The sequence below is a fragment of the Symbiopectobacterium sp. genome, from assembly GCF_051710365.1.
In the GTDB taxonomy this organism is placed as follows: Bacteria; Pseudomonadota; Gammaproteobacteria; order Enterobacterales; family Enterobacteriaceae; genus Symbiopectobacterium.
This window is the reverse complement of the sequence record NZ_JBPETA010000090.1, coordinates 1-12,723: the sequence shown is the minus strand read 5'-3', so window position 1 is coordinate 12,723 and position 12,723 is coordinate 1. Positions and strand designations below refer to the sequence as shown.

9 protein-coding genes, 1 other RNA gene and 2 pseudogenes are annotated in these 12,723 nt (G+C 54.8%); 8 read left to right on the top strand and 4 right to left on the bottom strand.

Features of this window, described 5'->3' with window-relative positions; translation table 11 throughout:
• The first annotated feature begins 422 nt into the window (after nt 1–422).
• The 5 genes and pseudogenes from ACTBDZ_RS09935 (at nt 423) to ACTBDZ_RS09915 (ending at nt 6,885) form a co-directional block, all read left to right on the top strand.
• Nucleotides 423–1,355 (top strand): TIGR01212 family radical SAM protein, encoded by a 933-nt coding sequence (locus ACTBDZ_RS09935; protein WP_438815184.1) that lies wholly within the window; start codon nt 423–425, stop codon nt 1,353–1,355.
• 85 nt (nt 1,356–1,440) lie between these two features.
• Complete coding sequence (gene arcB, locus ACTBDZ_RS09930; RefSeq protein WP_438815183.1) at nt 1,441–3,789, top strand: aerobic respiration two-component sensor histidine kinase ArcB; 2,349 nt, start codon at nt 1,441–1,443, stop codon at nt 3,787–3,789.
• Between the two features lie 341 nt (nt 3,790–4,130).
• Nucleotides 4,131–4,784, top strand: a complete 654-nt coding sequence (gene elbB, locus ACTBDZ_RS09925) for an isoprenoid biosynthesis glyoxalase ElbB (RefSeq protein WP_438815182.1) — start codon at nt 4,131–4,133, stop codon at nt 4,782–4,784.
• Nucleotides 4,781–5,516 (top strand): annotated as a pseudogene (gene mtgA / locus ACTBDZ_RS09920) (monofunctional biosynthetic peptidoglycan transglycosylase). The gene elbB and the pseudogene mtgA overlap by 4 nt, the downstream one beginning before the upstream one ends.
• A 100-nt stretch (nt 5,517–5,616) precedes the next feature.
• Nucleotides 5,617–6,885, top strand: coding sequence for an alginate lyase family protein (locus ACTBDZ_RS09915; protein ID WP_438815185.1), 1,269 nt, complete (start codon nt 5,617–5,619; stop codon nt 6,883–6,885).
• 61 nt (nt 6,886–6,946) lie between these two features.
• Here the strand turns inward: ACTBDZ_RS09915 and dolP are convergent, their stop codons facing one another.
• The 4 genes from dolP to ACTBDZ_RS09895 form a co-directional block, all read right to left on the bottom strand.
• Nucleotides 6,947–7,519: a division/outer membrane stress-associated lipid-binding lipoprotein gene (dolP, locus tag ACTBDZ_RS09910; protein ID WP_196908477.1), complete on the bottom strand. Its 573-nt coding sequence runs from the start codon at nt 7,517–7,519 to the stop codon at nt 6,947–6,949.
• 11 nt (nt 7,520–7,530) lie between these two features.
• Nucleotides 7,531–8,121 (bottom strand): DnaA initiator-associating protein DiaA, encoded by a 591-nt coding sequence (gene diaA / locus ACTBDZ_RS09905; protein ID WP_195314305.1) that lies wholly within the window; start codon nt 8,119–8,121, stop codon nt 7,531–7,533.
• 80 nt (nt 8,122–8,201) lie between these two features.
• Entirely contained in the window at nt 8,202–8,555 is a 354-nt protein-coding gene (locus ACTBDZ_RS09900) for a YraN family protein (protein ID WP_196908548.1), read from the bottom strand.
• The gene (locus tag ACTBDZ_RS09895) at nt 8,552–10,522 is read right to left on the bottom strand and encodes a penicillin-binding protein activator (RefSeq protein WP_438815181.1); all 1,971 of its coding nucleotides are present in this window, start codon (nt 10,520–10,522) and stop codon (nt 8,552–8,554) included. The genes ACTBDZ_RS09900 and ACTBDZ_RS09895 overlap by 4 nt, the downstream gene beginning before the upstream one ends.
• A 62-nt stretch (nt 10,523–10,584) precedes the next feature.
• On the opposite strand from ACTBDZ_RS09895, the gene rsmI reads away from it, so the two are divergent.
• The 3 genes and pseudogenes from rsmI to ACTBDZ_RS09880 form a co-directional block, all read left to right on the top strand.
• Nucleotides 10,585–11,478, top strand: coding sequence for a 16S rRNA (cytidine(1402)-2'-O)-methyltransferase (gene rsmI / locus ACTBDZ_RS09890; protein ID WP_438815180.1), 894 nt, complete (start codon nt 10,585–10,587; stop codon nt 11,476–11,478).
• Between the two features lie 19 nt (nt 11,479–11,497).
• Nucleotides 11,498–11,876, top strand: an RNA gene (gene rnpB, locus ACTBDZ_RS09885) — RNase P RNA component class A.
• Nucleotides 11,877–12,475: 599 nt separating this feature from the next.
• Nucleotides 12,476–12,723: pseudogene (locus ACTBDZ_RS09880) on the top strand (ATP-binding cassette domain-containing protein); the annotation flags it as partial.

The window sequence follows — 12,723 nt, the reverse complement described above, 5'->3', positions numbered from 1 at the left end:
GAGTTCAGTATTGGTGACAGACCACCACAAGTATCCAACCTCAATTCTGTTCACAAGACCATCGTTGATGTTCTCGGCGAGCGATACCGTCGAATTTATTCTTAAAGTAGGTGCGGAATGACGGCTGTATCACTATGCAAAAGCGTGAACATCTCGTCACCCTACTGCGTTATCTCTACGTTATAGAATATTCTGCTGTGGATATCCACTTTTAGATTTAATGAAACTCTTTTTAAGTAACGCTTCATATTTTCATGACGCGCGCGTAAGGGATTAGAAACTTTAATCAGCGTAGATGTGAGTTTATTTTCACTAAAAGCGAATAAAAATGCATTTCATTGGGATGTGCGTGATTGATCGCGGTCATCGCGAACGCTGGAAGAGAAGGGTAGTCTGCTTTCCCTCAGGGGGTAGGTTATAATATGCAATTGCAAAAATTAATCAATATGTTTGGCGGGGATTTGCAACGTCGTTATGGCGAAAAGATTCATAAACTGACGCTGCACGGCGGATTTAACTGCCCAAATCGGGATGGCACGCTCGGGAGAGGTGGTTGCACATTCTGCAATGTGGCCTCTTTTGCCGATGAAGCCATGCAACGCCAAAGCATTGCCGAACAGCTCAACACGCAGGCGGGCAAGGTCAATCGCGCCAAGCGTTATCTGGCCTATTTTCAGGCTTATACCAGTACCTATGGCGAAGTGCAGATGTTGGACCGGCTTTATCAGGAGGCATTGCAACAAGCCGAGATCGTCGGCCTGTGCGTGGGTACGCGCCCCGATTGTGTGCCGGACAGCGTGCTGGATCTGTTGGCAGGTTACCATGCGCAAGGCTATGAGGTGTGGCTGGAACTGGGGCTACAGAGCGCCTGGGATAAAACGCTGCATCGCATCAATCGCGGTCACGATTTTGCCTGCTATCAGGAAACGGTGCAGCGTGCGCATCAGCGCGGTTTACGCGTGTGCTGCCACCTGATTGTCGGGTTGCCGGGCGAGCGTGCCGATCACTGCATGACGACGCTGCAACGCGTGGTGGATATTGGCGTTGAAGGCATCAAGCTTCACCCTCTGCATATCGTTGACGGTAGCATTATGGCTAAGGTGTGGCGCGCCGGGCGACTGAGCGAATTACCGCTGGACACCTACGTTGCCACGGCTGGTGAGATGATTCGCCATACGCCACCAGAGGTGGTGTTCCATCGTATTTCTGCCAGCGCCCGGCGGCCGACGCTGCTGGCACCGCTATGGTGCGAAAACCGCTGGACCGGGATGGTGGAACTGGATTTATACCTTCAGGCACATGGGGTGCAAGGCTCTGCGCTCGGTCAGCCATATCAACCGGTTATCCTCGGATAATGTTAACGTGTTGTGCTGATTGTCTCACCGCATCGTACTGAGTTTTACGTTATGATGGCGCGGTGGGTATCCAAGGAAATTCTCTATGAAGCAGATCCGGTTGTTGGCGCAGTACTACGTCGATTTGATGGTAAAGCTCGGGCTGGTGCGTTTTTCACTGTTGCTGGCCTCGGTGCTGGTGCTGCTGGCGATGGCCGTGCAGATGGCAGTCACGCTGCTGCTAACCGGCAAGGTCGAAGACATCGATGTCGTTCGTTCCGTGTTTTTTGGCCTGTTAATCACCCCCTGGGCAGTCTATTTCCTCTCCGTGGTGGTGGAGCAGTTGGAGGAGTCGCGCCAACGTCTGGCTAAGTTGGTGGCGAAGCTGGAGGAGATGCGCCTGCGCGACCAGACGCTGAACGATCAGCTAAAGGGCAATATTGCCCAGCTCAATCAGGAGATTGCCGATCGCGAAAAAGCCGAAGAGGCGCGCCTGATGATGCTGAGCAAGCTCAAAGAGGAAATTGCCGGACGCGAACAGGCGCAGGTGGAACTGGAGCAACAATCAGCGCTGTTACGATCGTTTCTGGATGCCTCACCGGATCTGGTTTACTACCGCAATGAAAATAAAGAGTTTTCCGGCTGTAATCGCGCCATGGAACTGCTGTTGGGCCGCAGCCAGAAACAGCTGTTGGGCCTGACGCCGAAAGACGTTTACACCCCCGATGTGGCGGAAAAAGTGATGGAAACGGATGAAAAAGTTTTCCGTCACAACGTGTCACTCACCTATGAACAGTGGCTGGTCTATCCCGACGGGCGCAAAGCCTGTTTTGAACTGCGCAAGGTGCCTTTCCACGACCGAATGGGCAAACGACACGGGCTTATGGGTTTTGGGCGCGATATAACCGAGCGTAAGCGCTATCAGGACGCGTTAGAGAACGCCAGTAGGGAGAAGACCACCTTCATCTCAACGATCAGCCACGAGCTTCGTACGCCGCTTAATGGCATTGTTGGCCTCAGCCGCATCCTGCTCGAGACTCACCTAGATGCGGAACAAGAAAAATACCTTAAAACCCTGCATGTCAGCGCCATCACGCTGGGCAATATCTTTAACGACGTGATCGAGATGGACAAGCAGGAGCGCCGCAAGGTGCAACTGGATAATCAGCCTATTGATTTCATTGGCTTCCTGGCGGATTTGGAAAACCTGTGCGGTTTGCTGGCGCAGCCGAAGGGGTTGCAGTTGGTCGTTGAACAGCATCCGCCGTTGCCACAGCGGGTGATTACCGATGGTACGCGTCTGCGCCAGATTCTGTGGAACCTGCTCAGTAACGCGATGAAATTTACCCAGAAAGGGAACATCGTGGTGCGTGTCTGGCACGACTCGGGCGATCAGTTGCGTTTTGATGTCGAAGACTCCGGCATGGGCATCCCCGAGGATGAGTTGGAGAAAATCTTCGCCATGTACTATCAGGTAAAAGACAAACATGGCGGTAAACCGGCGACCGGTACTGGCATTGGCCTGGCGGTTTCCAAGCGTCTGGCGCAGAACATGGGCGGTGATATTCATGTCACCAGCACGCAGGGCAAAGGTTCTTGCTTTACGCTCACCGTTACCGCCCCTGCGCTGGAAGATGAGGTGATTGTCGGCGGAGAGGATGAGTTGCCGTTACCCGCGCTCAACGTGCTGCTGGTGGAGGACATCGAGCTGAATGTGGTGGTAGCGCGTTCGGTGCTGGAGAAACTGGGCAGCAGCGTGGAAGTGGCGATGACCGGACAGGAAGCGCTGACGATGTTCGATCCGGACGAATTCGATCTGGTGCTGCTGGATATCCAACTGCCGGATATGACCGGGCTGGATGTGGCGCGTGAACTGCGCAAAAAATATGCCGGACAAAACGTGCCGCCGCTGATTGCTTTAACGGCTAACGTACTGCGCGATAAAAAAGAATATCTCGATGCGGGTATGGACGATGTGCTGAGCAAACCGCTAGCGGTGCCTGCATTAACCGCGGCGATTAAGCAGTACTGGGACTATCCGGATGAGGCTGATCAGAATGTTGTGGATGACGCCGGGCAGGAACCGGTTCGAGAAGCGTTGCTTGATATTCCCATGTTGCAACAATATCTGGATTTGGTCGGACCGTCGCTGATCCATCAGAGCGTGGCGATGTTCGAGCAGATGATGCCCGGTTATCTTGCCGTGCTGGATTCCAATATGACAGCGCGCGATCAGAAAGGCATCGCGGAAGAGGGGCACAAAATCAAAGGTGCAGCCGGTTCCGTTGGGTTGCGCCATCTACAGCAGGTGGCGCAGCAAATCCAGACCACGACGTTGCCCGCCTGGTGGGACAACGTGCAGGAGTGGATTGACGAACTGAAACACGACTGGCAGCACGATATTGACGTATTGAAAGCCTGGGTGGCTGAACAGGAAAAACGCGCCCGCAAATAGCGGGTGCACGCTAACGCGGTGCGATAAATTATGGTGTGGACATCGTGAGGATGTGGGCGAAAAGGATTTTCAGGGGCCTAAAAAAAAATGACCCCGACCGAGGCCGGGGTGCGCGAATTATGCGCCAACACCAGGGAAACTATGCACCTGCTTGATAATTATCAGCAGTTTCAGTTAGCAAGTGCGAGTATTCGCAACGTCGTAAGGTGACGAACCGCTCAAGCAACAAAATAGCAAATGCAGAAATCTTTGTTACAAGAATCATTAAAATGCGTGATTTAGATTAGTGTTTGTCAATCAAAAAATCAATTAGTTGATGTAATGAAATGAAGGAAAATATGATGAAACGAGTCGGCATCGTTCTGAGCGGTTGCGGCGTCTATGATGGCGCCGAAATTCACGAAGCAGTGCTGACGCTGCTTGCCGTCGATCGTGCGGGGGCTCAGGCGGTATGCTTTGCCCCTGATCAGCCGCAATTTCATGTGGTTAATCACCTGACGGGTGAAGTAACTGGTGAGAATCGCAATATTTTAGTCGAGTCCGCGCGTATCACCCGTGGCAACATTCAGCCACTGTCGCAGGCGGATGCCAGCCAATTGGACGCGTTAATTGTTCCAGGCGGTTTTGGTGCTGCGAAGAATCTTAGTGATTTCGCGACCGAAGGCGCGGCGTGTCAGGTTGATGAATCATTGGCGTTACTCACGCAAGAAATTTATAAGCAGAACAAACCAATTGGTTTTATTTGCATCGCTCCGGCACTGTTGCCAAAACTGCTGGGGGAGTCGGTAAGAGTTACAATTGGAAATGATATCGATACCGCAGAATGTATAGAAGAAATGGGTGGTACGTACATTGTTTGCCCGGTAGATGATATTGTGGTCGATGCGCAACACAAAGTGGTGACGACACCGGCTTACATGCTGGCGAACTCCATTAGCGAGGCGGCCAAAGGCATCGATAAACTGGTTGAACGTGTTTTGGGCTTTACCGAATGAGAGGGTGGGGCAAAAAACGCGGTGTGATCCCTGGGATAAAACGCTGGGTAATTCGCGGCGTCCTCTCGTTGCTCGGTCTGTGGCTGGCGGGGATTTTTCTGTTCGCGTTTTTGCCGGTTCCGTTTTCTGCTGTGATGGCTGAGCGGCAAGTGAGCGCCTGGCTGAGCAGTGATTTTTCTTACGTTGCGCGCTCGACGTGGGTGCCAATGGATGAGATAGCGCCCGTGATGGCATTGGCGGTGATTGCCGCAGAAGATCAGAAATTCCCGGAACATGCCGGGTTTGATATGGCCGCCATCCGGGCAGCGCTGGCGCACAATGAGCGTGACGGTGCGCGGATGCGCGGTGGCTCGACGCTCACGCAGCAAATGGTGAAAAACCTGTTTCTGTGGGATGGTCGAAGCTGGTTGCGTAAAGGGCTGGAAGCAGGTATCACAGTGGGGGTTGAACTGGTCTGGACCAAACGGCGGATTTTGACGGTCTACCTGAATATTGTGGAGTTCGGGCCGGGGATTTTCGGCGTGCAGCAGGCGGCACAGCACTTCTTCAACAAGCCCGCCAGCCGCTTGACGGCTGGTGAGGCGGCATTGCTGGCGGCGGTGTTGCCGAATCCGATTCGCTTTCGGGTTAATGCACCGTCACGCTATGTGAGCCAACGCCAGCAGTGGATACTGCGTCAAATGTCCCAGGATAGGGGGCGAAGCGTTTTTGCGGACTAACGGACTGCGTTGAAGGCTGGCTTGCCCTGTGCCGTTCGTGCGTTTGACTATCGTTGAAAGGGGAAGTTATGCGAGTGGTGATGTTTAACAGGCTGGTACGCGTGTGTGCGCTGATGCTGTGGGTTATTGGCGGTGTCGTCATGCAGGCACAGGCGCAGGAACGTCACGACGATCCTTACGCGTTTCTGCAACAGTCGGTGTTGACGACGGTCAAGCAGCAACTGCGGCAGGGCACGGAGAAACCGCAAACGCGACTCGCTTACACCGAACTGATCGCTCAGGCAGAAAAAGCGCTCAACAAACCCAACCCGAGCGTGACGGAAAAGGGGATGACGCCACCCAGTGGCTCTAAACACGATTATATGAGCCTCAGCGTCTACTGGTGGCCCGATAGCAACAAATTTAATGGATTGCCTTGGGTGCGCCGTGACGGCGTTATAAACCCTGTCAGCAAGAGTGATGACATCGACGGCATTCGTTTGGAAGATTTTACCGATCAGGTGTACACGCTGACGTTAGCCTGGTACTTCTCCGATAACGCTGCCTATGCCGATAAGGCGATTTCGCTGATTCGAACCTGGTTTATCGACCCTGAAACCCGCATGAATCCCAACCTTGATTTTGCTCAGGGCGTGCCAGGCATTGCGCCAGGACGCGGGGCAGGCGTGCTCGACGGACGCTACTTCTCCACCCGCATTGTGGATGCGCTGATTATGCTGCGCGACTACAAAGGATGGAAAAAAGAGGATGACGCGCAGATGCGTGAGTGGATGACGTCCTATCTGGGGTGGTTGCAGACCAGCAAGCTGGCGAAGCGGGAATCGGAAGCGAAGAACAACCACGGTAGCTGGTACGCCGCGCAGGTGGCCGGTATTGCCTGGTATCTCGATAAGAAAGACGTGGTATCTGCGATGGCCGCGCTACAGCGTACCAAGCTGAATCACCAGATTCAGGATGACGGCGCGCAGCCGGAAGAGCTTTCTCGCACCCGTTCTTTTCACTACAGCTATTTCAACCTGCAAGCCATTACCAACATGGCGATATTAGCAGACAAGGTAGGAGAAGATCTGTGGCGTTATCGCACGCCGCAGGGCAGCGGTATCGCTAATGCCTTTAATTTCCTGGCCCCTTATCTAGACAAAGATAACCGCTGGCCTTACAAATCGTTCGATCAGAAAAGCGCACGGTTAATTCCCCTGATGCTGCGGGTGGATGAGGCCAAGGGCAATACGCGTTACCGTAACCGCATTGAAAAAGCAGGGTTTTCCACCTTCCTGTCCGGTATGACCCGTGATAAGCAGGATGTCGGCGGCGAAATTGGTCAAGAGACGCGCCGCGACGTTTGGTTGCTCTCCTCGCTGGCCAGTGCGCCTGGCGCGTAATTCGGATACTGGAAAATGAAAAAGGGTGCCTCGGCACCCTTTTTCTTGCTACGACGTGCGATTATTCCAGGAAGGTGAACGCCGTCGTCACGTGTTTCACGCCACTCACTTTACTGGCAATTTCAGCAGCGGAACGCCCTTCGCGCTGGGTGACCAGACCCAGCAGGAAGACTTCACCGTTCTCGGTCGTCACTTTCACGTTGGATGATTTTACCGTATCGGTGGCAAGCAACTGGGAACGCACTTTGGTGGTGATCCAGGTATCCATGGAAGCGGTGCCCATAGATACCGGGGTGCCTTTACGAATCTCGTTATAGACTTCCGTCGCACCATCTACACCCATGGCTATCTGTTTCGCCCGGCTGGCCAGGTCGGTGGTGGGAGCCTGACCGGTCAGTAACACCTTACCCTGATAGGCTGTCGCTACGATGCGTGCGTCTTTGGATAACTGCTGATCTTTGCTGATGGCGTTAGAGACACGGACTTCCAATGTACCATCATCCACCTGCGTGCCTACCGTGCGTGGGTCGGTCGCAGTCTTGGTGGCAACAGCGCCGCCAACGGCAGCGACGCCAATACAACCTTGCAGCAACAGGGCGACAGACAGCACGGCAAATGCAGAACATATCCTCATGGGGGTGCTCCTTAATCGTTCTGGTGTGGGAAAAGGGAATTATCAATCAAATCGCACAGGCAATTAACGGTCAGCATGTGCATCTCCTGCACACGCGCACTGCGGTGTGAAGGTATACGTATTTCAACATCTTGCGGGCCAAGCAGACCGGCCAGCTCCCCGCCGTCGTAACCGGTCAGCGCGACAATCGTCATATCACGCGTCACCGCGGCTTCCACGGCTTTCACAATATCTCGGCTGTTGCCTCGGGTGGAGATCGCCAGCAAAATATCGCCCGCTTGCCCCAATGCACGCACCTGTTTTGCGTACACTTCTTCATGCAGACGATCGTTTGCTATCGCGGTTAAGACCACATTATCCGCATTTAGTGCAATCGCCGGTAAACTGGGGCGCTCCGCTTCGAATCGGTTGATCATGCTGGCGGCAAAATGCTGTGCGTTAGCGGCGGAAGTCCCATTGCCACAGCACAGGATTTTGTTACCGTTGAGTAATGAGTGCACCAGCGCAGTGGCTGCTCTGGCGATCGCATCGGGTAGGGCTTCCGCTGCGGCGATTTGTGTTTGAATACTTTCGGTGAAACAGACTTTTATTCTATCCAGCACGGTGCATTAACCTATTTTCCAAGCGATCCATTGAGCAATGCGATCTTTTCTCTGACAACGACACCGTCCAGATGCGGTGTTTACGCGCCAAAGGCGTTTGGCAACCAATCATAGTGTTCGCCGGTAATCGCCAGTATATCGAATCGGCAGCTTGTCGTGTCAAAACTCTGCTGTCGCTGCGCCAGCCACAGCGCAGCAGCATGCAATAACCGCTGTTGTTTGCGGGGCGTCACACTCTCTGCTGCCGAACCAAATTGTGCATTTTTGCGGTAACGTACCTCGACAAAGACCCAGGTGTGTCCATCCCGCATAATCAAATCCAGCTCACCGCCGCGACAATTCACGTTGGCGGCAACGAACGTCAGCCCGGCGTGGTGTTCCAGATAGCGCCGGGCGTGCTGCTCATAGTGTGTGCCTGTCGCTCGCCGATTCAGGGAACGGGCACCAACTGGCCTTGGCGATATTGCAGCCAGGTTAATTGGCGATTGATAACGCAATCTGCGCTGGCTGTTAACGTGCCCGTTGCGCCAGTAATTTGCTGGCTGGACGACTGACGTAAATCGGCAAAGTGGTTCGCCAACGCCCAGGCATCCATCCCCATGGCATAGAGGCGCACCAGTGAGTAGTCATTCTTGAACTGGCTAGCCACTTGTTGCATCAGCGCCGGGTTGCTGCCTGCCAGCAAGGGGATCTCACTGAACTGAAGGCCTTCCATTTCAAGATGGAAATCTGGCCCCAACCCTGCCTGGAAACTACGCGAACTGGCGTATAACGCCGGGCGTGATTGCGAGGTGGTGCGCATATCGATCATCGGTTTAATCAGTGCCAATTCATCCGGCGTCGCCAGAATGTAAACCGCGTCGACATTGCCGCTGGTGCTGGCGGTGGGTTCAATCTGTGCCGGGATGGTTAACCCGCCGATGGTCGTGCCCGGCTGTGCCGCTGAGGACATCACATTGACTGGCTGACCGTTCAGGCTCAACCCAGCACCGCTGTTGATAGCCTGTTTCAGCTCTGCCGTATTACCAAAGCGTTGTTGCAGCAGCGTATTACCGCCCTGACTTTGCCAGGCTTTGGCAAAGGCATTAATCACGCGATCGCCCAACGCGCCGCGTGGCACTAGCAGCAGCGGCTGTTGTTTGCCTTGGCGGTGAATAAATTGCGCCGCGTCGCGCGCTTCATCTTCCGGTGACAGGGCGAAAAAGCACATGTTGGGGGTGTTTTGCACATGCTCGGGCTGATTGAGTGCCAGAATGTTCACGGTGGTTTGCTGACTGGTGAGTTGCTCAACGTCGTTTTTCAACAATGGCCCAACAATCAGTGATGCGCCATCCTTCTGCGCTTGTGCGACCAGATTAGCTACGGGCTGCGACGTGGTGTCGTAGACTTTCACAGACACGCCGCTGGCGGCTTCAGGAGCCGGTGATACGCTGGCTGGCGTGGCGTACGGGGCACTGATTGACGTTACCGCCCCGTTGTCTGTTGCTGCGGAGGCCGTATCGGCAGGCGCGCTGTACGCCATGCTGGCCTGACCGCTTTTCGCCGCATTAAAGCCCAGTTGGATGGCATTGGCGAACACCTGTGCCTGACCGTTGAGCGGCAGCAGCAGGGCGATGCCACTGCCGATACCACCACCAGCCACCGGCAAAGCGGTCTGGCCTGATGCCAGCGGCGTTGGCAGCGTTTGTGCCGCCGGGTGGCGCGGATAGCGCGTTTGCCAGTCGCTCAGCGCGGCTTTCAACTGGTCGCTTGACTCGCGGTTGTTCTGGTAGGTGGTGAGCAAATCCATCCATCCGGCCAGCACATTCTCATTGGCGTTGATCAGCACACTACTGGCTGCCTGAGCAGACATCTGTGTCAGGGCAACCCAGGTCTGATCGATATTTTTTTGATGCTCATCGCCTTTGAGCTGCGGTTCTTGGGCGATGTAGGCACGCAGCAAGTCAGCAGAAGGCTGGCCTTGATGTGCGTTGATCTGCGCCTGGTAGTAACGCGCTTGTTGATCGGCGGAGAGTGCGCTGACGTCCAGCCCTTGCAGCGCGGCGGTTGTGCCGTTGCTGTCGTTGTTGGCGGCGGCAATTTCCGCTTTTAGCAGTTGCTGCTCACGCTGTTGCGGTTGTGCCAACTGCGCAGGCAGTGCGTTGAACTGTTCGGTTGCCTGAGGGAGCTTTCCTGCCTGAACCAGGGCACGAATCGCAAGTAATTGCCAGCCAGTCTTGTTATTATCTCGGCTTTGCTCCATTTGTTGCAGGTAGTAGTAAGAGGAAGCTCCGGCCTGACCTTGAACATCAGGTGAAGGCGGCTGTGGCGCCTGGCCTGGACATCCCGCAAGAAGCAGCGCCGCGAATAACACAGACGCGATACGACCTGTTTGCGAACGGACGAAATGATTGGGAAGCATACTGTATCCAGTGGTTTTTTTATAAAGATGCTCAATATTAAATCGGCAACCCGGATGAAACAATGAATCATGAACAACAAGCAGACATTTCTGCATCCACGCTTTACATTGTGCCAACGCCCATTGGCAATCTGGGCGACATCACAGAACGTGCGCTGAGCGTACTGCGCGGGGTGGATGTGGTTGCCGCGGAGGATACGCGCCATACCGGCCTGTTATTGCAACATTTTGCCATCAGTGCGCGCTTATTTGCACTGCACGATCACAACGAACAGCAAAAGGCCGATCATCTGCTGGCCAAGCTTCAGCAAGGGCAATCCATTGCGCTGGTATCTGATGCGGGGACGCCGTTGATTAACGATCCCGGTTACCATCTGGTGCGCCGCTGTCGTGAAGCGGGCGTGCGCGTGGTGCCATTGCCGGGGCCGTGCGCGGCGATCACGGCGCTGTCGGCGGCGGGCATTGCTTCGGATCGTTTTTGTTACGAAGGGTTTCTGCCCGCCAAAACCAAAGCGCGTCAGGACCGCTTACTGCAATTGTCTGAAGAGACTCGCACGCTGATTTTCTACGAATCCACCCACCGCTTGATTGACAGCCTGGCCGATATAGCAACGGTGCTGGGGGAATCACGTTATGTGGTGCTGGCGCGCGAGCTGACCAAAACCTGGGAGTCGATTCAGGGGGCCCCGGTGGGTGAACTGCTGGCCTGGGTGCAAGAAGACGAAAATCGCCGCAAGGGTGAGATGGTTCTGATCGTAGAAGGTTTCCAACCGGATGAGAGCGAGCTTTCAGCGGAAGCGCTGCGTACCCTGGCGCTGCTGCGCGCTGAATTGCCGTTGAAAAAGGCGGCGTCGCTGGCGGCGGAAATCCACGGCGTGAAAAAGAACGCGCTGTATCGCTATGCGTTGGCGCAAAATGAGGCGGATGACGACGCAGAGGATGACAATCGAGACTAATTCGCCTATCATTCGCGCCGAAGTTGACCAGACAGTCGCCGCTTCATGGTTGTCCCTTTCGGGGGATACGCGTGGAGGGGAGGAAAGTCCGGGCTCCATAGGGCAGGGTGCCAGGTAACGCCTGGGAGGGTAAAACCTACGACCAGTGCAACAGAGAGCAAACCGCCGATGGCCCACGCAAGTGGGATCAGGTAAGGGTGAAAGGGTGCGGTAAGAGCGCACCGCGCGGCGGGTAACCGTTCGCGACACGGTAAACTCCACCCGGAGCAAGGCCAAATAGGGGTTCACATGGTACGGCCCGTACTGAACCCGGGTAGGCTGCTTGAGCCAGTGCGTGAGTGCTGGCCTAGATGAATGACTGTCCACGACAGAACCCGGCTTATCGGTCGACTTCACCTTTTAAAAAACCCCGCTTCGGCGGGGTTTTTGCGTTCAGAGCGCCGCTTTGGTGCATAAATCTAAAGGGGTATTTTTGCGTGTGCAGTGAACGTTTCGTGCGCATTAACCCACGCGGTTATTTGCACCGTACATCGCACGCGCCCCGTGGCCCCTGGCTTTTCGTGGCGTCAGACTGATGACAAAGTCACTTTACCCCTCATCATCCTCGACGAAAGCCGGGGATCTCTTGTGAGGATAAACGCGTTTCTTCGGCAAGAGATTCCCGCCTTCGCGGGAATGAGGGTGGGAGTAGGGAGGTTTGTCAGCAACCTCACGCCGCTCACCCTGTGGCCTCGTGTTCCCCAGCGCTGCGGCAGATGTTTGCGCGCAAAGGCCTGTACCTAAATGCATGGCTGCCTGAGTGCTTATCTATCTCTTAGCCCAACGAGATAAAAATTAATCTTGAATCAGGTCCTGCCGTCCATTATCTTTGCGGCGACGAACTTCTCGTCTCACCGGAGCACACACGGAAAATGAACAAACACGACTGATGAATTCGGATCCTTGCTAATGCGAATGCGTTATCGGGGATGGTTATTGATTTCATTCAGGAGTGCTTATGGCTCATCGTGCGCAATCCCCTTCTTTTCTTTTGCATCAGGTCACCTGCCAATTTGCGACAGGCTTGACGCTTTTTGGTCCGCTGACGCTGTCGCTTGAACCCTCACTGTGCGGCTTGGTCGGGCGTAACGGCTGCGGAAAAACATCGCTGCTGCGTCTGCTGGCAGGGCACGACGCCCCCCCCCCCCCGCTTTCGGTCATATTGAACGCGTGGGCTCTCTGGCTTATGCTGCTGAGCAACATAAG